The organism is Sodalis sp. RH19, from assembly GCF_047324215.1.
GTDB lineage: Bacteria > Pseudomonadota > Gammaproteobacteria > Enterobacterales > Enterobacteriaceae > Acerihabitans.
Map to the genome: position 1 here is coordinate 4,514,828 of NZ_CP178734.1, position 20,639 is coordinate 4,535,466.

16 protein-coding genes are annotated in these 20,639 nt (G+C 57.2%); 8 read left to right on the forward strand and 8 right to left on the reverse strand.

From position 1 onward, the window contains the following. Window positions 1–18: 18 nt before the first annotated feature. From spoT to ACL2XF_RS20365, 4 genes are all read left to right on the forward strand, one after another. Window positions 19–2,136, forward strand: a complete 2,118-nt coding sequence (gene spoT / locus ACL2XF_RS20350; protein ID WP_413727436.1) for a bifunctional GTP diphosphokinase/guanosine-3',5'-bis pyrophosphate 3'-pyrophosphohydrolase — start codon at window positions 19–21, stop codon at window positions 2,134–2,136. Window positions 2,137–2,215: 79 nt separating this feature from the next. Beyond that, on the forward strand, window positions 2,216–4,297 hold the full coding sequence (gene recG / locus ACL2XF_RS20355) for an ATP-dependent DNA helicase RecG (RefSeq protein ID WP_410016666.1): 2,082 nt from the start codon (window positions 2,216–2,218) through the stop codon (window positions 4,295–4,297). 184 nt (window positions 4,298–4,481) lie between these two features. Next, window positions 4,482–5,861, forward strand: a complete 1,380-nt coding sequence (locus tag ACL2XF_RS20360) for a nucleobase:cation symporter-2 family protein (protein ID WP_410016667.1) — start codon at window positions 4,482–4,484, stop codon at window positions 5,859–5,861. Window positions 5,862–5,998: 137 nt separating this feature from the next. Then, the gene (locus ACL2XF_RS20365; RefSeq protein WP_410012809.1) at window positions 5,999–7,687 is read left to right on the forward strand and encodes an AsmA family protein; all 1,689 of its coding nucleotides are present in this window, start codon (window positions 5,999–6,001) and stop codon (window positions 7,685–7,687) included. Between the two features lie 39 nt (window positions 7,688–7,726). On the opposite strand, the gene fabY is transcribed toward ACL2XF_RS20365, so the two are convergent. The 7 genes from fabY to rbsK form a co-directional block, all read right to left on the reverse strand. Then, window positions 7,727–8,668, reverse strand: coding sequence for a fatty acid biosynthesis protein FabY (gene fabY / locus ACL2XF_RS20370; protein WP_410012810.1), 942 nt, complete (start codon window positions 8,666–8,668; stop codon window positions 7,727–7,729). A gap of 32 nt (window positions 8,669–8,700) precedes the next feature. Beyond that, entirely contained in the window at window positions 8,701–9,138 is a 438-nt protein-coding gene (gene dtd / locus ACL2XF_RS20375; RefSeq protein WP_410012811.1) for a D-aminoacyl-tRNA deacylase, read from the reverse strand. Further along, window positions 9,135–9,989: a virulence factor BrkB family protein gene (locus tag ACL2XF_RS20380; RefSeq protein ID WP_410012812.1), complete on the reverse strand. Its 855-nt coding sequence runs from the start codon at window positions 9,987–9,989 to the stop codon at window positions 9,135–9,137. The genes dtd and ACL2XF_RS20380 overlap by 4 nt, the downstream gene beginning before the upstream one ends. A gap of 29 nt (window positions 9,990–10,018) precedes the next feature. Next, window positions 10,019–10,606, reverse strand: coding sequence for a glucose-1-phosphatase (gene yihX / locus ACL2XF_RS20385; protein ID WP_410012813.1), 588 nt, complete (start codon window positions 10,604–10,606; stop codon window positions 10,019–10,021). Between the two features lie 141 nt (window positions 10,607–10,747). Then, window positions 10,748–11,767 (reverse strand): aldose 1-epimerase family protein, encoded by a 1,020-nt coding sequence (locus ACL2XF_RS20390; protein ID WP_410012814.1) that lies wholly within the window; start codon window positions 11,765–11,767, stop codon window positions 10,748–10,750. 16 nt (window positions 11,768–11,783) lie between these two features. Further along, the gene (fucP, locus tag ACL2XF_RS20395; RefSeq protein WP_413727437.1) at window positions 11,784–13,121 is read right to left on the reverse strand and encodes an L-fucose:H+ symporter permease; all 1,338 of its coding nucleotides are present in this window, start codon (window positions 13,119–13,121) and stop codon (window positions 11,784–11,786) included. A gap of 4 nt (window positions 13,122–13,125) precedes the next feature. Then, on the reverse strand, window positions 13,126–14,052 hold the full coding sequence (gene rbsK, locus ACL2XF_RS20400) for a ribokinase (RefSeq protein ID WP_413727438.1): 927 nt from the start codon (window positions 14,050–14,052) through the stop codon (window positions 13,126–13,128). 193 nt (window positions 14,053–14,245) lie between these two features. Between rbsK and deoC the strand changes: the two genes are divergently transcribed. After that, complete coding sequence (gene deoC / locus ACL2XF_RS20405) at window positions 14,246–14,923, forward strand: deoxyribose-phosphate aldolase (protein WP_413727439.1); 678 nt, start codon at window positions 14,246–14,248, stop codon at window positions 14,921–14,923. A 47-nt stretch (window positions 14,924–14,970) separates the two neighbouring features. Beyond that, complete coding sequence (gene deoR, locus ACL2XF_RS20410) at window positions 14,971–15,744, forward strand: DNA-binding transcriptional repressor DeoR (RefSeq protein WP_410012818.1); 774 nt, start codon at window positions 14,971–14,973, stop codon at window positions 15,742–15,744. 78 nt (window positions 15,745–15,822) lie between these two features. On the opposite strand, the gene typA is transcribed toward deoR, so the two are convergent. Next, complete coding sequence (gene typA, locus ACL2XF_RS20415) at window positions 15,823–17,646, reverse strand: translational GTPase TypA (RefSeq protein ID WP_410012819.1); 1,824 nt, start codon at window positions 17,644–17,646, stop codon at window positions 15,823–15,825. A 396-nt stretch (window positions 17,647–18,042) separates the two neighbouring features. Here typA and glnA point away from each other — a divergent pair, with 396 nt between their 5' ends. Continuing rightward, window positions 18,043–19,452 carry a glutamate--ammonia ligase gene (gene glnA, locus ACL2XF_RS20420; RefSeq protein ID WP_410012820.1) on the forward strand — a complete coding sequence of 470 codons (1,410 nt, stop codon included), beginning with the start codon at window positions 18,043–18,045 and terminating at the stop codon, window positions 19,450–19,452. 137 nt (window positions 19,453–19,589) lie between these two features. Then, entirely contained in the window at window positions 19,590–20,639 is a 1,050-nt protein-coding gene (gene glnL, locus ACL2XF_RS20425; protein ID WP_410012821.1) for a nitrogen regulation protein NR(II), read from the forward strand.

Consider the following 20,639-nt stretch of genomic DNA (forward strand, 5'->3'; position numbering starts at 1 on the left):
TCGGACAACGGTTCACAATTGTATCTGTTTGAAAGCCTGAATCTGCTGATTCAACGATACCTGCCCGAGGATCAGATTAAACTCCTCCGGCAGGCATACCTTGTCGCCCGTGATGCTCACGAGGGACAGTCACGCTCCAGCGGCGAGCCTTATATCACCCATCCGGTGGCCGTGGCCTGTATTCTGGCCGAAATGCGTCTTGACCATGAGACGCTGATGGCGGCGCTGCTGCATGATGTGATTGAGGATACCCCGGCCACCTACCAGGACATGGAGCAGTTGTTCGGTAAAACCGTGGCCGAGTTGGTCGAAGGCGTGTCGAAACTCGATAAGCTTAAGTTTCGCGACAAAAAAGAAGCCCAGGCGGAAAATTTCCGCAAAATGATCATGGCCATGGTGCAGGATATCCGGGTGGTGCTGATAAAGCTGGCCGACCGGACCCACAATATGCGCACCCTTGGCGCGCTGCGTCCTGATAAACGCCGCCGCATCGCCCGCGAAACCCTGGAAATCTATAGCCCGCTGGCCCACCGGCTGGGTATCCATCACCTTAAGACCGAACTTGAGGAACTGGGCTTCGAGGCGCTGTATCCCAACCGCTACCGGGTGATCAAGGAAGTGGTCAAGTCGGCGCGCGGCAACCGCAAAGAGATGATCCAGAAAATCCTGGCGGAAATTGAAGGACGGCTGACCGAAGCGGGCATTCCCTGTCGCGTCAGCGGACGCGAAAAACATCTGTACTCCATTTATTGCAAAATGCATCTCAAAGAGCAGCGCTTTCACTCCATCATGGATATCTACGCCTTCCGGGTCATCGTCGGCGAAGTGGATACCTGCTACCGGGTACTGGGACAGATGCACAGCCTGTATAAACCGCGCCCGGGACGGGTGAAGGACTATATCGCCATTCCCAAGGCCAATGGCTATCAATCCCTGCATACCTCGATGATCGGCCCCCACGGCGTACCGGTGGAAGTACAAATCCGCACCGAGGACATGGACCAGATGGCGGAAATGGGCGTGGCGGCGCACTGGGCTTATAAAGAACAGGGTGAAACCGGCACCACGGCGCAGATCCGCGCGCAGCGCTGGATGCAAAGCCTGCTGGAGCTGCAGCAAAGCGCCGGCAGCTCGTTTGAATTTATTGAAAGCGTTAAGTCCGATCTGTTTCCGGACGAAATTTACGTCTTTACCCCGGAAGGACGCATCGTCGAACTGCCGGCGGGCGCCACGCCGGTGGACTTTGCCTACGCGGTGCATACCGATATCGGCCATGCCTGCGTCGGCGCCAGGGTCGATCGCCAGCCTTACCCCTTGTCCCAGGCCCTGACCAGCGGACAGGCGGTGGAAATTATTACCGCCCCCGGCGCCCGTCCCAACGCCGCCTGGCTGAATTTTGTCGTCAGTTCCAAGGCGCGGGCCAAAATTCGCCAGATGCTGAAAAACCTCAAACGCGACGATTCCGTCAGTTTGGGCCGGCGTTTATTGAACCACGCCCTTGGCGGCAGCCGTAAACTGGCCGAGGTGCCGGCGGAAAATATCCAGCATGAACTGGACCGGATGAAACTGGCCTCCCTGGACGATCTGCTGGCGGAAATCGGCCTGGGCAACGCCATGAGCGTGGTGATTGCCCGTAATCTGCAGGGCGACCAGTCCAATATGGCGCCGTCCGGCGCCTCCGTTTCCGGTCCCAAAACCCTGCCGATCAAAGGCGCGGAAGGCGTGCTTATCACCTTTGCCAAATGCTGCCGCCCTATTCCCGGCGATCCGATTATCGCCCATGTCAGCCCGGGTAAAGGGCTGGTGGTTCATCATGAATCCTGCCGCAATATCCGCGGCTACCAGAAAGAAGCGGAAAAATTCATGGCGGTGGAATGGGATCTGGATACCGAGCAGGAGTTTATCGCCGAGATTAAAGCGGATATGTTTAATCACCAGGGCGCGCTGGCCAACCTGACCGCGGCTATCAATGCCGCCGATTCCAATATCCAAAGCCTGAACACCGAAGAGAAAGACGGGCGGGTCTATAGCGCGTTTATCCGCCTGACCGTGCGCGACCGTGTCCATCTGGCGAATATTATGCGTAAAATACGCGTTATGCCGGATGTCATCCGGGTCACCCGTAACCGCAACTAACAACCTGGCCGCCAACCGGCGCGACATCATGGCCGTTCCGCCATTGCGGGCCAGTTTACCTGCCACGGAGTGCTGAATGATGGAAGGCCGTCTGCTGAATGCCATACCGCTGAGTTCGCTTTCAGGGGTCGGCCCCGCCCAGTCGGCAAGGCTTGCGCGGCTTGGCCTGGAAAACCTGCAGGACCTGCTGCTGCATCTGCCCTCGCGCTACGAGGATCGCACCCGTCTCTACCCCATTGGCGATGCGCTGCCCGGCATGTTTGTCACCGTGCAGGGCGAGGTGCTGGCCTGCGATATCAGCTTTGGCCGGCGGCGCATGTTGACCTGCCGCATGCGCGACGACAGCGGCATGATGACCCTGCGGTTTTTCAACTTTAACGCCGCGATGAAAAATAGCCTGGCTCCCGGCCGGCGCGTTACCGCCTATGGCGAAATCCGCCGCGGCCAGCAGGGCGCCGAAATTATCCATCCTGAATATCATGTGCTCGGCGATCATGACGACGTCACCCTCGCGCCGTCGTTAACTCCCGTCTATCCCACCACCGAAGGCGTGCGCCAGGCGACGTTGCGCAGCCTGACAGACCAGGCGCTGACCCTGCTTGATACCTGTCCGATTGCCGAGCTGCTGCCGCCGGAGCTGAGCCGGGGCCTGATAAGCCTGCCCGACGCCCTGCGCACTCTGCACCGTCCGGCGCCGGACATTTCGCTCGCCGATCTGGAGCTGGGCAAACACCCGGCGCAACGGCGGCTGATCCTGGAGGAGCTGCTGGCCCATAATCTCAGTATGCTGGCGGTGCGGGCTGGGGTACGCAAGGAGCTGGCGCTGGCGCTGACCGCCGATCATCATCTCAAGCAGCAATTCCTCGGCCGGCTGCCCTTCGCGCCCACCGGCGCCCAGCAACGGGTGGCGACGGAAATCGAGAGCGACCTGGCTCTACCCGTGCCGATGATGCGTCTGGTGCAGGGCGACGTCGGCTCGGGTAAAACCCTGGTGGCGGCCCTGGCGGCGCTGCGAGCCATTGCCCAGGGCAAGCAGGTGGCCTTGATGGCGCCCACCGAACTGCTGGCCGAGCAGCATGCGCAAACGTTTCGCAACTGGTTTGAGCCATTGGGCATTGAGGTGGGCTGGCTGGCCGGCAAACAAAAAGGCAAGGCGCGTATTGCCCAGCAAGATGCCATCGCCGCCGGCAGGGTGGCGATGGTGGTGGGTACCCATGCCATTTTCCAGGAACAGGTGCAATTCTCGGGGCTGGCGCTGGTGATTATCGACGAGCAGCACCGCTTTGGCGTGCATCAGCGCCTGGCATTATGGGAGAAGGGCCTGGCGCAGGGGTTCCATCCCCACCAGCTCATCATGACCGCCACCCCCATCCCGCGCACGCTCGCCATGACCGCCTACGCCGATCTGGATACCTCGGTTATCGATGAGCTGCCCCCCGGCCGCACGCCCGTGACCACGGTGGCCATTCCCGACACCCGGCGCGAAGATGTCATCCAGCGGGTGCGCCAAGCCTGCTTACAGGAGCAGCGCCAGGCCTATTGGGTCTGCACCATCATCGAGGAATCCGATCTGCTGGAAGCCCAGGCGGCGCAGGCCACCTGGGAGGGGCTCGCCGCCGCCCTGCCGGAACTGACCGTCGGGATGGTGCATGGGCGCATGAAATCACAGGAAAAACAGCAGATTATGCAGGCATTCAAGGCCGGTGAGGTTCACTTGCTGGTGGCGACCACCGTTATTGAGGTTGGCGTCGATGTGCCCAACGCCAGCCTGATGATTATCGAGAACCCGGAACGCCTGGGACTGGCGCAGCTGCATCAGCTGCGCGGCCGCGTGGGACGCGGCGCGGTGGCCTCGCACTGTGTGCTGCTCTATAAATCGCCCCTGAGCAAAACCGCGCAGCGGCGTCTACAGGTGCTGCGGGATACCAACGACGGTTTTATCATCGCGCAACAAGATCTGGAGATCCGCGGCCCCGGGGAATTGCTGGGCACGCGCCAGACCGGCAACGCGGAATTCAAAGTGGCCGATCTGCTGCGCGACCAGGCCATGATCCCGGAAGTCCAGCGGCTGGCGCGCCATATCCACCAACACTATCCCGCCGCCGCCCAGGCGCTGATTGAGCGCTGGATGCCGGAGCGCGTGCGCTATACCAACGCCTGAGCCATAAGTATTCCCTCTTGTTCCCTCCCGCCGGCATCGGCTCCCGGGGCGCCGGCCTGAAATCTGCGCCGGCATTGACCTATATCAACCGGCGCGGGCGCAGGTCGCGAGCAATCGTTTGCTTTTAAAAACAGGATGATTAAAATGCCTCCTTTGCCGCCCAGGAATGTTTCCCCCCATGACCATGCCAGCCACTGACGTTGATGACGCGCCGATTCCCGTTGCCAAAAGCGAGCTGATTTATCACCTCGACGATCGTCCGCCGCTGGCGGAAACCCTGTTTGCCGCCTGCCAGCATCTGCTGGCCATGTTTGTCGCCGTGATTACGCCCGGCCTGTTAATCTGCCAGGCGCTGGGGCTCCCGGCGCAGGACACGCAGCATATTATCAGCATGTCGCTGTTTGCCTCCGGCCTGGCCTCGCTGCTGCAAATCAAGACCTGGGGACCGGTGGGATCGGGCCTGCTGTCCATCCAGGGCACCAGCTTTAACTTTGTCACGCCGCTTATCATGGGCGGCCTGGCGCTGAAAAACGGCGGCGCCGATGTGCCCACGATGATGGCGGCCCTGTTCGGCACGCTGATGGTGGCGTCCTGCACGGAAATTTTATTATCCCGCGTACTGCACCTGGCCCGGCGCATCATTACGCCGCTGGTATCGGGTATCGTGGTGATGATTATCGGCATTTCCCTGATCCAGGTCGGCCTGACTTCCATCGGCGGCGGTTTCGCCGCCATGGGCGATCATACCTTCGGCGCGCCGAAAAACCTGATGCTGGCGGGCGTGGTGCTGCTGGTCATCATCCTGCTCAATCGTCAGCGCAATCCCTATCTGCGGGTCGCCTCGCTGGTGATCGCCATGGCGGTGGGCTATCTGGCGGCCTGGATGATGGGCATGTTGCCGCAGACCGCTCCCGCGCCGGCGCAATCCATAATCATGGTGCCGACCCCGCTGTATTACGGCCTGGGTTTTGACTGGGATCTGCTTATCCCGCTGATGCTGGTATTTATGGTCACTTCGCTGGAGACCATCGGCGATATTACCGCCACCTCCGACGTCTCGGAACAGCCGGTACGCGGCCCCATCTATATGCGGCGCCTGAAAGGCGGCGTGCTGGCCAACGGCCTGAATTCAATGCTGTCGGCCGTGTTCAACACTTTCCCAAACTCCTGTTTCGGTCAAAATAACGGCGTCATCCAACTGACCGGCGTCGCCAGCCGTTATGTCGGTTTTGTGGTGTCGCTGATGCTGATTGCGCTGGGGCTGTTTCCGGTGGTCAGCGGCTTTGTACAGCATATTCCCGAGCCGGTGCTGGGCGGCGCGACTATCGTCATGTTCGGCACCATCGCCGCGTCCGGCGTACGTATCGTATCCCGTGAACGGCTTAATCGCCGCGCCATTATGATTATCGCCCTATCGTTGGCGGTAGGGCTGGGCGTGTCGCAGCAGCCGCTGATTTTGCAGTTCGCGCCGCAGTGGCTGAAGACCCTGATGTCCTCCGGCATTGCCGCCGGCGGCATTACCGCCATCATCTTGAATTTATTGTTCCCGCCGGAACATAATTAATTAGTTAGCTATCATTTTTTTGCGGTCGCCGTATCAATACGGCGGCTTTTTTTTGTCTGAAGCACATTGGCTATTGAGAAGCCCCGTTAATTACGGCATAAACTGGGTAACCTTTATGACAGCGATGGATTTGAGCAATGAAATTTATTGGGAAACTCTTATTATCAATACTTTTGATAGTGCTATTGATAATTATCCTGATCTACGTGTTGCTGCAAACCACCTGGGGCGCCGGCTGGGTTAGCCGGTTAGTCACCCAGCATACCGGCTACCAATTATCGTTTAATAAGATCACCCACAACTGGTCCGATCCGGGCGACATTTATTTCGACAACATCTCTTTCGGGCAAAAAGAACGCCGGGCTACGCTTGTGGCCAAACGGCTGGTGGCCGGATTCAGCATCCGCCAATTCACCGATCCCTATCACTTCTACCGCATCCAGCTGCAGGACGGCACCCTAAACCTGGACCCCGCCTCGCTGGCATTCCCGCTGCAGGCGGATGTGCTGCAGCTCAATGGCATGGCCATCCAGTCCCCTTACGGCGGCTGGGAGCTGAACGGTCAAAACGTCAATGCCGGCATCACTCCCTGGCAACCGCAGACCGGCTTTCCCTTGGGGCGTAACGCCCGTTTCCAGATCAGCGCCCGTTCCCTCACCCTTAACGGCATCCCGGCGGAAAACGTCCTGGTGCAGGGCGAAATCAATAATAACCAGCTGCGGCTGGATAATCTGGGCGCCGATTTATCCCAGGGGGAATTAACCGGCAATGCGCGGCGGGACGAAGACGGCGCCTGGCAGGTGGATAACCTGCGCCTGAGCAATGTACGCATGCAGACCACGCAAAGCCTGGATGAGTTTCTGCGCCAGCTATCGGAGGTGCCTAAAATCACCATCCATCGCTTCGATTTGATTGATGCGCGTATGGAAGGCAAGAACTGGGCCTTTAGCGATCTGGATTTAACCCTGCGCAATATTACCTTTCAGGATGGCGACTGGTCGTCGGATGACGGTAGCCTGTCGTTTAACGCCAGCGACCTGATTAACGGCGCCGTGCATTTAAACGATCCCATAGCCAATATGACCCTGTCGCCGCAGGGCATCGAAATACGCCAGTTCAGCGGGCGCTGGCAGGGGGGACTGATGCGCACCTCGGGTCGCTGGCTGCGGGACGGCCAGCGTCTGGAATTGGACGAATTTATGGTGGCTGGGCTGGAATATACCTTGCCCGGGCAATGGCTGGACAGTTGGCTGCAACCCCTGCCCTCGTGGCTGGCCGACGTGCAGGTGAACAAATTTACCGCCAACCGCAATCTGCTGATAGATATTAATCCCGCGTTTCCATTTCAAATCACCGCGCTGGACGGCTATGGCAAAAACCTGGTATTGGCGCGGGATCATCAATGGGGCATCTGGTCCGGCAGCCTGACCCTTAACGGCAGCGACGCCACCTTTAACAAAATCGATGTCCGGCGCCCGTCGCTGGCGTTAACCGCCGACCAGGGCAGGATCGCCGTCACCGAACTGAGCGCCTTTGCCGGCGAGGGGCTGTTTGAGGCCACGGCGGTGATCAACCAGCAGGGCGAACGGGGATTTACCCTGAATCTTAACGGACGGGCGGTGCCGTTAAACATACTGCAGCGCTGGGGCTGGCCCGTGGCGCCCTTGCCGGGCAACGGCAATACGCAGCTCACGCTGGCCGGGAAAATGCCCGCCAACGCGCCGTTTAAACCCACCCTGAACGGCAGGCTGCATGCGCTGAACGTACAGGGCCAAACGGTGGATCAAACCATGGTCAACGGAGAACTGGCGCCGGCAGCGCCGTAAACGGCATGACTTGTCCCTCATGCCCACTTTTTGCCCATATTAGCCGGCCTGGGAGCCGCCGCGCTCCAGCGGCTTGTCCGGCGCTGGCGGCAATACCAGGTAAACGCCTTTGAATATGGCGCCTTTATCTTCATTGCCGAACAACTCGACCTCAAGCTGTACCCGCGCCTTGCGTCCGCGCGCCAGGCGATCGAGATCGCCGCTCAGCGACCCCAGATCCGCCACGGCGCAGGGCCGGCCGGTCACCGGGGTGAGATAGCGGATATGGGCATCGGCCAGGATAATAGTGCCGCCCAATTGGCGCTCACGCAGCAATAGCCATATCAGCCCCCAGCCGGTCAGGGTCGCCAGCGAAAACAGGCTGCCGGCAAACAGGGTATGGTGGGGATTCTGGTTACCGGTTTCAGGCATGGTGGTCATAAACTTCTGGCCGGTGTACTGGCTGATGCGCACGCCCATCTTTTCGCTGAGCGGAATATGCTGGTACCAAGCCTGCTGCAATTGGCCGCACCAGTCCGGCCGGTGCAAAATATCATCCAGTGTCACGATGGGCTTGATCATTAAAAAATGGCGTATCGGCGTGGTGGACGGCACCGTGATTTCGCCCTGGTTGATAAACCCCAGCTTGGCGAAGAAGTCCACCGCGTCCTCGCGCGCGCTGCAGACCACCCGTTTGACCCCTTCCTGGCGCGCCACGGACTCCAGCGTCATGGCCACCAGCGTGCCCAGGCCTTTATCCTGTACCTGAGGGTCGACCGCCAGGAACCGGATGGAGGCTTCATTGTCGGCATTGATGTACAGCCGGCCGATGGCCACCGGCTTGCCGTTTTCGTCGACCACCATCTGGTGATGCGCCGTCGCGTCATAGGCGTCCCTTTCGGAACCTTGCGGCTGATGCAACGGCTTGCGTAGCATTTCCCAGCGGAACTGATAGTAGTCGCTGAGTTCTTGTTCGGTGTGTGGAACGCGCAGGTGATACATGCCATGTTCTCTCTATAAAGGGCTTTAACGTCTTATACCTGAAGCCAGAAGGTCACCGGGCCGTCATTCACCAGCGAGACCTGCATATCAGCGCCGAAGCGGCCGGTCTCGGTCCTGATATCCTTCTTACGGCAGCAGTCGTTAAAATACTCATACAGTTCTTCGGCCAGGGCGGGCGGGGCGGCGTGCGAAAAGCCGGGGCGCAGCCCCTTATCGGTTTGCGCCGCCAGCGTGAACTGGGATACTACCAGCACGTCGCCGCCGGCCTGGCGGACATTAAGATTCATTTTACCCTGCCCGTCGCCGAAGATGCGGTAGGCCAAAACGCGCTCGCATAACGTTGCCGCCTTTTGCCTGTCGTCATCCCGTTCGACGCCGAGCAGGATCAGCAAACCGGGGCCGATGGCGCCCACGCTTAAGCCCCCGATGGCGACATCCGCGCGCAACACCCGTTGTATCAAGGCAATCATCGCGATAACCGCTCCTCTTGCCGCAACCGCCGGTGCTCCGTCAGCGAGGCGGTGATCTCCGCCCCCAGTAATACAATACACCAGCTCCAATAGACCCAAAGAAATAAGATGGGTATCACCGCCAGCACGCCGTAAATCAGCTGATACGATGGGAACATGGTGACATATAAGCCGAAGGCCTTTTTACCCAGTTCGAACAGCGCGCCCGCCACCACCGCGCCGATCAGGGCATCCCGGCCGGGAACGCGCACCGTGGGCACGACGCAATACAATAACCAGAATGAGGCGCAGGAAAGCACCAACGGGAATATCCGCAGCACCAGGGTGACGAATGTCGTGGTGCCGGTATTGTTAAGCCAGGTCAGGGAGATTAAATATGAGCTTATCACCATACTGGCGCCGGTCAGTATCGGCCCCAGCGTCAACACCATCCAGTAAACCGCGAAAGAGAAAATGATCGGCCGCTTGTTTTTGCTGCGCCAGATGGTGTTCAGCACCGTATCGACCGAATAAATCAGCAACAGCGCGGTCACGATAAGCCCGCAGGTTCCCACCGCCGTCATCTGGCTGGTATTAAGGATAAACTGCTCGAGATAGCGCTGGATAACGTCGCCGGTGGCCGGCATGAAGTTATGGAAGATAAACGACTTCAGCTGGACGCTGGCGCCGGAAAAGACCGGAAAAGCGGCGATAAGCGCAAATACGACGGTAACCAGCGGCACCAGCGAAAGCAGGGATACATAGGCCAGATGGCCGGCCAGCACCGTCATCCCGTCATGGTCGATACGTTTATATAACAGGGAACAGAACGAGAAAAAACGGATAAATTTTTTCCGATAAGCAGCTCTCATCGCCACAGCCTCCCCGATGAATACGCCACTTACGCAAAATAAGCGGGTATTACGCCCGGATCCGTTACATGAACCGACTGTAAGCCAATGCTTTGCGCGCCCTTGATATTCTCGGCGTTATCATCGAAGAAAACCGCGTCCTGGGCGCTTACCCCTTCCTGCTCGAGCACGGCGCGATAAATCGCCGGGTCGGGTTTGCGCATGCCCAGGTCCTGCGATAAATAGAGCTTATCCACGCACTGCTGGATCTCGGGATACTGGCTCGGCCAATAGTCGCAGTGCAAACGGTTGGTATTGGACAATATCACTACCCGGTGGCCCTGTTCGCGCAGGCGATGGATGATGTCGATGACCTCGGGACGCACGCCGACGAACACCGCCTGCCAGCCGGCGGTAAACTGCTCAAAACTCAGGGCGATGCCCAATTCATTGCAGATCAGGGCGGCAAACGCCTCATCGGTAATATCGCCCCTTTCGTGCTGCTCGAAAGCATCGCCCATGACGAACTGTTTCTTCAGACGGGCCAGGGGCACACCGCTGAGATTACTCCATACACCCAAAACGCGGTTAAAATCGATATCTATCACGACATTACCTAAATCAAAGATATAAAGCATGGCTCCCTCCCGATCTTTACTCATGTTCCCACTGTAGCGGGAAAAGGGCCAACTGAACAGCCATGAACACGCATTCGGATGCTTTCGCCGGCCGGCCGTTGACCTCAGCCATGCTGATTCGGTTGTGCCGCGTCCTGAAGGCTAACCGGCCAGTCCGGTCTCCACGCTGAATTCCCGCGTCGCGCCCGGCTCCAGCGCAATCAGTGTGCCGGCCCGGCTGGCGGCGATATGGCCTTCGGGACGGCAGGTGGCCGGCAGGATAAACGCCGCCACTTTTTGATCGCCGTTATGGAGTATCCAGCGCGTGGCATGGTTAAACTGCGCCGTATCGAAACGGGTGACAAAGCGCGGCCCCGTCCCCGGCGCCTGCATAACACATTCCACCCGATCGGTATAGGTTGCCAGGTTGTCGGCAAAAAAGACAATTTCCGGATCGTAGAACTGCGGTTGGTCCAGCGCCTTAAGCGCCGACGGATCGCGGGCCAGCCCGGCGGTATATTCCAGCCATTGCGGCGTGGGGTGCACATGGCCTGGAATCGAGGTACGCAGCGCAAACGCCGCGGCAGGAATATTCTGGCTGAAGGTCGCCAGGGGAACATAGGCGTAGTTCATATGGCACATATACTGGAGCGGCATCGGCACGCTGGCCAGATTGGTGACCCGCATGGCGATGGTCATCAGTGTCGCGCCGGCGCCCAGCCTGACCGAGGGCGACGCCAGGTAATGATCACCAAAGCCTTTAACATATTCATAGCCGCCGCCCAGGGTTACGCTGTCGCCATCCACCAGCAGGAAAGCGCTATCCATACGTGCGCAGGGCATTTCGCCATGCAGGGGATGGGTATCTTCCGGCGCCGGGCAGCCGTTGCTCAGCAGGCCGGAGTGGAACGCAAAGCAGCCATAGGTATCCACCACCGACTCGCCCCATTTGGGTTCGCTAAAGGGGTTCTCCATGCGCAGGCTATGGCCGTCGAACTGCGCGTCCCATACCATCTGCCCGTAAAAGGGCAGCAGGGTGATAAACCCCCGGCTATTGCGCAGGGTCACGGCTTCGATACCCGAAGGATAGGTAAATAACGTGACGCTAAGTTCACCATTCTCCACCAGACGAAACGGCTGTCCGGTGAATTGCTGGCGCGTAAGATGAATAACAGCGGCCATAATATCGACTCCTTGCTTAAAGTTGGTTATCCATCATCGATTCCGCGGTCGCGATTCGCGGTTGTTTATTGCGCAGTTCGCCCCAGAAATAGTAACCGACATAGGCAAAGCACAATAATGACACGCCGAACGCCTGTTTCATCGACCCGAGATGATCGGAGACATACCCCTGGATTGCCGGCACCACGGCGGCGCCGACGATGGCCATAACGATCACCGCGCCGGCCACTTCGGTATATTTATTATCCACCGTATCGAGCGTGCCGGCATAAATGGTGGCCCAGCAGGGTCCGAACAGTACGCTGACAAATACCGCGGCATAGACGGCGGTGAAGTTCGGCACCAGCACCACATAGGCCAACGTCGCCACGCCCAGGATAGAATAGGCGATAAGGACTTTTTGCGGGTTAAAGCGCGTCATCAGGAAATTGGCGACAAATTTACCGATAAAAAAACAAATAAAGCTGTAAATCATAAAGTTGGACGCGTCACGCTCATTTACCGCCCCCAGGTTCAGCGCCAAACGGATGGTAAACGACCATACGGCCACCTGCATGCCCACATAGAGAAACTGCGCCGCGATGCCCTTGCGAAAGCGCGCATTGCCGGCAAGATAACGCAGCGTTTCGCCCATGCCGGGCGCGGCGCGGCGGTTTTGCTTATCGGGCTGCGGTTTGCAGTGGGGATACCGGGTGAGCATAAACAGCACCATCACCACCACCAGCACCATAATCAGGTATTTATAGGGTTCCAGGGTCAGTTCCAGCATATTGAGACGGAACTGATGCACCTGCTCCGGCGTCATGGCGGCCATTTGGCTGCTTAAACTGCCGCCTTCCTGAAACACCAGGTATTTCCCCAGCACAATACCCATCAGCGCGCCGATGGGATAAAACGTCTGGCTGATGTTCAGCCGCAGGGTCGCGTAATCGCGATGACCGATCATCGAGCTGTAGGTATTGGCCGCGGTCTCAAGAAAGCTTAAGCCGATGGCGATGGCAAAAATGGCCGCCAGGAACATGGTATAGGTGGCCATATGGGAGGCGGGATAGAACAGTACGCAGCCGATGATATAAAGCGACAGGCCGATCATAATGGCCATTTTGTAGCTGCTTTTGCGGATAACCATCGACGCCGGGATGGCAATCAGGAAATAACCGCCGTAAAAGGCGCTTTGCACCAGGGCGCTGGCAAAATCGCTCAATGCGAACACCGTTTTGAACTGGGTGATCAGGATATCGTTAAGGCTGGCGGCGCAGCCCCATAGCGGAAACAGGCAGGACAGCAGGATAAATTGAAACAACGGTGTTTTGTTTAAATAGCCGTCAGGCATTTGTACCGTATTGTGGCGCATGATGTTATTCCTGATGAAGGGTGGCAAGGAAATCATGGAACTGGGAAGCCTCGGCATAGGAACGCTGGGTGCCTTTACCCCGGACGCTGTAGGCGGCATAGGCGGACGCGTAGCGCATGGCCTGTTTGATATCGCCGCGCGCGACAAAATAATGCGCAAAACAGCCGATAAACGCATCGCCGGCGCCGCTGGTATCCACGGCGTCGACCGGTACCGGATCGACCCGGTACACCTCGTTGCCGCTTAGCCACATCGAGCCGCGATGCCCCATGGTAATAATCAGGTTCTTCAATCCTTTGGCCAGCAGCGAACGGCCGGCCAGCAGGATATGCTCCTCGCTGTCCACCGGCATGCCGGTCAGAATTTCCAGCTCTGTCTCGTTAGGCATAAAAAAGTCGCACCGGCAGGCATACGCGATATCCAGTTCCCGGGTGGCGGGCGCCGGATTAAGGATTACGGGAACCTGATGCCGGGCGGCAAAATCAATGGCGTGATAGACGGTGGCGAGCGGAATTTCCAGCTGCAGGATAATCAGCCGGCAGCCCTTGAGCTGTTCCGCCGCCCGATCGATGTCCTGCGCGCCGAGGTGATCGTTGGCGCCTTTGATAATCAGGATGCGATTATGTGAATCTGGATCGACAAAAATCGGCGCTACGCCGCTGGATACGCCCGCCACCGTTTCCACATAGCGGGTATCGACCCCATGGCGCACCAGGTTGTTAACGGTATTGTCCGCAAAGAGATCCTCGCCGACTTTACTGACCATCATCACCTCCGCCCCTAGCTTGGCGGCGGCTACCGCCTGATTGGCGCCCTTGCCGCCGCAGCCGATTTCAAAACCGGGGGCTTCCAGCGTTTCCCCGGTTTTAGGCATCTCTTTGATATAGGTGATTAAATCCACCATGTTGGAACCGATAACTGCGATATCCATAATTATTAGCCCTCATATTTTTAACCTTATTCAATGTTATTTTATTAACACTAACAAGACAAAAATGTTAGTAACATGACAATGATCACATCGTTTAATGAAAATTAAATTGCCACATGCCTATTGTAAGAGGCTTCTGTAATGTTATTATTCTCACATTATTATCGTGATAATCCACATAAAGGACATTAACATGACTTCCCCTGAAATCGATTTTGCCCCTTACATCGACCATACCCTGCTGGCGCAGGATGCCACCGAAGCGCAGATCACCACGTTATGCGGCGAGGCTAAACAGTGCGGATTTTATGCGGTTTGCGTCAATTCCGGGTATGTGCCGCTTGCGGCGCGCTTGCTGCGCGACAGCCCGGTAAAGGTCTGCTCGGTGATCGGCTTTCCGTTGGGCGCCGGCCTGACCTCCGCCAAGGCGTTCGAGGCGCAGGCGGCGATTGCGGCGGGTGCGCAGGAAATAGATATGGTGATTAACGTCGGTTGGCTCAAAAGCGGCAATATTGACGCGGTAACCGCCGATATCCGCGCGGTCCGCGAGGTTTGCGCGGCTATTCCGTTGAAGGTAATATTGGAAACCTGTTTGTTGAGTTCACCACAAATTGTCGCGGTTTGCCGGATATGCCGCGAACTGAAGGTGGCGTTTGTGAAAACATCCACCGGCTTCAGCACCGGCGGCGCAAAAGAAGAACATGTCAGGCTGATGCGCGAAACCGTCGGCGGGGAGCTGGGCGTAAAGGCCTCCGGCGCCGTACGCGATCGCCAGACCGCCACCGCCATGATCCTGGCCGGCGCCACCCGAATCGGCACCAGTTCAGGTGTCGCGATCGTATCGGGCAAGGCGTCCGCCAGCGACTATTAATTTCTGAGAACCCGGCGGAAATCGGGTCTGATAACGCAGGATGTCATATGGAAACGCGGCGCGAAGAAAGGATTAATAAACTGATACTCGCCCTGAAGCGGGAAGATAAGCTTCATTTGAAAGATGCCGCCGTCCTGCTGGGCGTCTCGGAGATGACCATCCGCCGCGATCTCAGCGCCGAACCCGCGCAGGTCGTACTGCTGGGCGGTTACGTGGTTAACGATCCGCGCAATAATAACGTTACCCACTATTTTGTTTCGGATCAAAAAGCCAAGCACGTTGAGGAAAAAACCCTTACCGGCCGCCTGGCGGCGGCGCTGATCGAGCCGGACGACACGGTTTTTTTCGACTGCGGCACCACCACCCCGTTTATCATCGATGCGATTGACGATGACCTGGCGTTTACCGCCGTCTGCTATTCCCTGAATACTTTCCTGGCGTTACAGGATCATCCTAATTGCAAAGTTATTTTATGCGGCGGCGAGTTCCACCCCGCCAACTGCATCTTTACGCCGCTGACCCAATATTCCATCCTGGATAATATCCGCCCCGATAAAGCGTTTATCTCCGCGGCGGGTATTGATATCGGTTTCGGCGCCACCTGCTTTAACTTTGACGAACTCACCATGAAGCATCGCGCGTTGTCCATGTCGCAGCAGGCGATCCTGGTGGCCGATCACAGTAAATTCGACAACATCAAACCCGCCTTTATCGGTGCTTTATCCTTGTTTCATACCCTGATAACCGACCAATCGCCGCCGCCGAAATTTCATGAGTATTGCCAACAGCATGACATCAGGCTGCTTTATCGCCGGGAATAGCTGAACGGCGGGCAAAAAAATGCCGGGCTGCTTACGCAGACCGGCATTGTTACGTTATCGCCGCCTGGGCCGACGGGTTTAAGCTTCTTTACCCGAACGGTTAGCGCGTTTACGGTCATTTTCGGTCAAATGACGTTTACGTAAACGCACGGACAGCGGTGTCACTTCCACCAGTTCATCATCATCGATAAACTCCAGGGCCTGTTCCAGCGACATCTTGATCGGTGTCACCAGCGTCGTGGCCTCATCGGTGCCGGAAGCACGCATGTTGGTCAGTTTTTTACCTGTCAGGCAGTTTACCGTCAGGTCGTTGGAACGGGTGTGGATGCCGATAATCTGGCCTTCGTACACTTCCGCGCCGTGGCCCAGGAACAAACGGCCGCGATCCTGCAGGCTGTACAAGGCATAGGCTACCGCTTTGCCCTGGCCGTTGGAAATCATCACGCCGTTCTGGCGTTGGCCGATTTCACCCGGACGGACATCGTCATAATGACTGAACGACGAATACAGCAGGCCGGTGCCGGACGTCATGGTTAAAAAGTCGGTGCGAAAACCAATCAAGCCGCGGCTGGGGATGATGTAATCAAGACGGATGCGTCCTTTGCCATCCGGCAGCATATCGCGCATTTCACCTTTACGGATGCCCATGGCTTCCATAACCGGGCCCTGGTTCTGTTCTTCGATATCCAGGGTAACCTGTTCGAACGGCTCTTGTTTCTTGCCGTCGACGGTACGATAGATAACTTTCGGGCGCGATACGGCGATTTCAAAACCTTCACGCCGCATGTTTTCGATCAGCACCGACAAATGCAGCTCGCCGCGGCCCGAGACCAGGAAGGTATCCGGATCGACGGTTTCTTCCACGCGCAGGGCCACGTTGTGCACCAGCTCTTTGTTCAGGCGCTCAAGGATCTGGCGGGAGGTGACGTATTTGCCTTCCTTGCCGCAGAACGGCGAGGTGTTGACGCCGAACGACATGGAAACGGTAGGTTCGTCCACCGTCAGCGGCGGCAACGCTTCGACCAGGGCCTGATCGCAAATGGTATCGGAGATATTCAGCTCGCCAAGGCCGGTAACGGCGATGATATCACCCGCTTCCGCCAGCTTGGACTCGATGCGCAGCAGGCCCATATGGCCCAGCACCTGGCCCACTTTGCCGTTGCGACGCTTACCTTCATGGTCGATGATGGTAACAGACTGGTTCGGTTTAACCGAGCCGCGTTTGATGCGGCCGATACCGATGACGCCAACATAGCTGTTGTAGTCAAGCTGCGAAATCTGCATCTGGAACGCGCCGTCGCTGTCGACGTTCGGCGCTTCGACGTTCTTGACGATGGATTCAAACAGCGGGGTCATGTCGCTGGCCATGTTCTCGTGCTCATAGCCCGCAACACCGTTTAACGCGGAGGCATATATGATCGGAAAATCCAGTTGCTCATCGGTTGCGCCGAGGTTGACAAATAAATCAAACACCTGGTCCACTACCCAATCAGGGCGGGCGCCGGGACGGTCGACTTTATTGATGACCACAATGGGTTTGAGACCGTAAGCAAAGGCTTTCTGGGTCACGAACCGGGTTTGCGGCATGGGTCCGTCCATGGCGTCGACCAGCAGCAATACCGAGTCAACCATGGACATCACGCGCTCAACCTCGCCGCCGAAATCGGCATGTCCGGGGGTATCAACGATGTTGATACGGTAGTCGTGCCAGTTAATAGCGGTATTTTTAGCGAGGATGGTAATCCCGCGCTCTTTCTCCAAATCGTTGGAGTCCATGACGCGCTCGGTGGCGTCGTTGCGGTCACCCAATGTTCCGGATTGTTGCAACAGCTTATCGACCAGGGTAGTTTTACCATGGTCGACGTGCGCGATGATGGCGATGTTACGCAAATTTTCGATCACAACTTTGCCTCAGGCATTAGAAATAGCGCGTTATTGTACACGTAATAAGCGAGGGACTAAACAAGATCGCGACGATCTCTGCATTTGCGTCATTTTTGACGCTTCGTCATCCCTTTCTCAGTGCATTATTTCACCTCGCCCCATTTATTGCACCAAAATAGTGCCCACTTACTGCCCAAATGCACTAATATAGCGCTATCCCACCAATCTGGTGCAGGCGGACTTTGGTTAATAAGGCCGGAAACGCGGCCCTTCTCATCATTTTGGCAATGTTGGCACACTTTTAGCTACTGTTTATACCAGTCCAGTTTAGCCTAGCCCAGCTAAGTTAAATAAAATTCGATCCATACGATTTCGTTCCACGACGACAATGGCACATCCGGGAGAATACAAGTTATGTCCGCTGAACACGTTTTGACGATGCTTAACGAGCACGAAGTAAAATTCGTCGACCTGCGTTTCACTGATACGAAAGGTAAAGAACAGCACGTCACTATACCAGCCCATCAGGTAGATGCCGACTTCTTTGAAGATGGAAAAATGTTTGACGGCTCCTCCATTGGCGGCTGGAAAGGCATTAACGAGTCCGACATGGTGCTGATGCCCGATGCCAGCACGGCGATGCTCGACCCCTTCTATGAAGAAACCACCCTGATTATCCGTTGCGACATCCTTGAGCCTGCCACCATGCAAGGCTACGATCGCGACCCGCGTTCCATCGCCAAACGCGCCGAAGAGTTTCTGAAAACCTCCGGCATTGCCGATACCGTGCTGTTTGGGCCGGAACCTGAATTTTTCCTGTTTGACGATATCCGCTTTGGTTCGTCAATTTCCGGTTCCCATGTCGCTATTGACGACGTTGAAGCCGCATGGAATACCGATAAAGTTTACGAAGGCGGCAATAAAGGCCATCGTCCCGGCATCAAAGGCGGTTATTTCCCGGTTCCCCCGGTGGATTCATCACAGGATCTGCGTTCCGCCATGTGTTTGACCCTGGAAGAAATGGGCCTGGTGGTTGAAGCTCATCACCATGAAGTCGCCACCGCCGGCCAGAACGAAATCGCCACCCGCTTCAACAGCCTGACGAAAAAAGCCGACGAGATCCAAATTTATAAATATGTCGTGCATAACGTTGCCCATGCCTTCGGCAAAACGGCGACCTTTATGCCGAAACCGATGTTCGGCGATAACGGCTCGGGCATGCACTGCCATATGTCGTTGACCAAAGACGGCAATAACCTGTTCTCCGGCGACAAGTACGGCGGCCTGTCCGAAACCGCCTTGTTCTACATTGGCGGCGTCATCAAACATGCCAAGGCCATCAACGCCCTGACCAACCCGACCACCAACTCCTACAAGCGTCTGGTCCCGGGATATGAAGCGCCGGTTATGCTGGCCTACTCCGCCCGCAACCGCTCAGCCTCCATCCGTATCCCGGTGGTCGCCAGCCCGAAAGCCCGTCGTATCGAAGTGCGCTTCCCGGATCCGGCCGCCAACCCATACCTGGCGTTTGCCGCCCTGCTGATGGCCGGTCTGGACGGGGTTATCAACAAAATCCATCCTGGTGATGCCATGGACAAAAACCTCTACGATCTGCCGCCGGAAGAAGCGAAAGAAATCCCACAGGTGGCCGGTTCGCTGGAAGAAGCCCTTAAGGCGCTGGACGCGGATCGCGAGTTCCTGACCCGTGGCGGTGTTTTCACCGACGACTCCATCGACGCGTATATCACCTTACGCACGGAAGAAGTAGACCGTATTCGCATGACGCCGCATCCGGTGGAATTCGAGCTGTATTACAGCGTATAACTTGACGTTTTTTTGTTGCCGTGGAAACTTTCAGCCCATCTTCGGATGGGCTTTTTTCTCCAGCAAAGCTTGCGCGCAGCCATGCGCATGACGACATAACGGACTAAATGCACTGGTAGAGTGCGGGAGACTGCTTTATGGCTACAGGCTCATTGCCCGATGCTGGGCAGATCCTTAATTCCCTGATCAACAGCATATTGCTGCTGGATAATGACCTTGCCGTTCATTACGCCAATCCGGCGGCGCAACAACTTTTAGCGCAAAGCTCGCGCAAGCTTTTTGGCACGCCGTTGCCTGAGCTGCTGGGCTATTTTTCGCTCAACGTCGAACTGATGCGCGAAAGCCTTAACGCCGGCCAGGGGTTTACCGATAACGAGGTCACGTTGGTGGTTGACGGGCGGGCGCATATCCTTTCCCTTACCGTGCAACGCCTGCCCGAGGATTTTTTCCTGATGGAGCTGGCGCCGATGGATAATCAGCGCCGCCTCAGCCAGGAACAGATTCAGCATGCCCAGCAGGTGGCGGCACGGGATCTGGTGCGCGGCCTGGCCCATGAAATCAAGAACCCGCTGGGCGGTCTGCGCGGCGCGGCGCAACTGCTGGCCAAAGCATTGCCCGATCCCTCGCTGTTGGAATACACCAAGGTGATCATTGAACAGGCCGACCGCCTGCGCAACCTGGTCGACCGATTGCTCGGGCCGCAGCAGCCCGGCATGCACGTTACGCAAAGCATTCACCAGGTGGCCGAGCGGGTTTTCCAACTGGTCTCGCTGGAAAAGCCGGATAACGTCACTCTCCTGCGGGATTACGATCCCAGCCTGCCTGAACTGGCTCACGATCCCGATCAAATGGAACAGGTATTGCTGAATATTACCCGTAATTCGCTGCAGGCGCTGGGTGAAGACGGTGGCACGATCACGATACGCACCCGTACCGCGTTCCAGTTAACGTTGCACGGCGTTCGTTATCGTTTGGTAGCGCGAATTGATATAGAAGACGACGGCCCGGGCGTACCGGCGCAATTACAGGATACGCTGTTCTACCCCATGGTCAGCGGCCGTGAGGGCGGGACCGGTTTAGGGTTATCCATTGCCCGCAGTCTTATCGATCAAAATTCGGGTAAAATTGAATTCAACAGTTGGCCGGGGCATACCGAATTTTCGGTGTTCCTGCCTATTCGCCAGTGA

Coding starts and splice junctions, on each gene's coding strand:
- recG (WP_410016666.1), top strand. CDS start 2,216: ATGGAAGGCCGTCTGCTGAATGCCATACCGCTGAGTTCGCTTTCAGGG.
- glnA (WP_410012820.1), top strand. CDS start 18,043: ATGTCCGCTGAACACGTTTTGACGATGCTTAACGAGCACGAAGTAAAA.
- ACL2XF_RS20360 (WP_410016667.1), top strand. CDS start 4,482: ATGCCAGCCACTGACGTTGATGACGCGCCGATTCCCGTTGCCAAAAGC.
- deoC (WP_413727439.1), top strand. CDS start 14,246: ATGACTTCCCCTGAAATCGATTTTGCCCCTTACATCGACCATACCCTG.
- fabY (WP_410012810.1), bottom strand. CDS start 8,668: ATGTATCACCTGCGCGTTCCACACACCGAACAAGAACTCAGCGACTAC.
- ACL2XF_RS20390 (WP_410012814.1), bottom strand. CDS start 11,767: ATGGCCGCTGTTATTCATCTTACGCGCCAGCAATTCACCGGACAGCCG.
- rbsK (WP_413727438.1), bottom strand. CDS start 14,052: ATGGATATCGCAGTTATCGGTTCCAACATGGTGGATTTAATCACCTAT.
- glnL (WP_410012821.1), top strand. CDS start 19,590: ATGGCTACAGGCTCATTGCCCGATGCTGGGCAGATCCTTAATTCCCTG.
- fucP (WP_413727437.1), bottom strand. CDS start 13,121: ATGCGCCACAATACGGTACAAATGCCTGACGGCTATTTAAACAAAACA.
- ACL2XF_RS20380 (WP_410012812.1), bottom strand. CDS start 9,989: ATGAGAGCTGCTTATCGGAAAAAATTTATCCGTTTTTTCTCGTTCTGT.
- dtd (WP_410012811.1), bottom strand. CDS start 9,138: ATGATTGCCTTGATACAACGGGTGTTGCGCGCGGATGTCGCCATCGGG.
- ACL2XF_RS20365 (WP_410012809.1), top strand. CDS start 5,999: ATGAAATTTATTGGGAAACTCTTATTATCAATACTTTTGATAGTGCTA.
- yihX (WP_410012813.1), bottom strand. CDS start 10,606: ATGCTTTATATCTTTGATTTAGGTAATGTCGTGATAGATATCGATTTT.
- deoR (WP_410012818.1), top strand. CDS start 14,971: ATGGAAACGCGGCGCGAAGAAAGGATTAATAAACTGATACTCGCCCTG.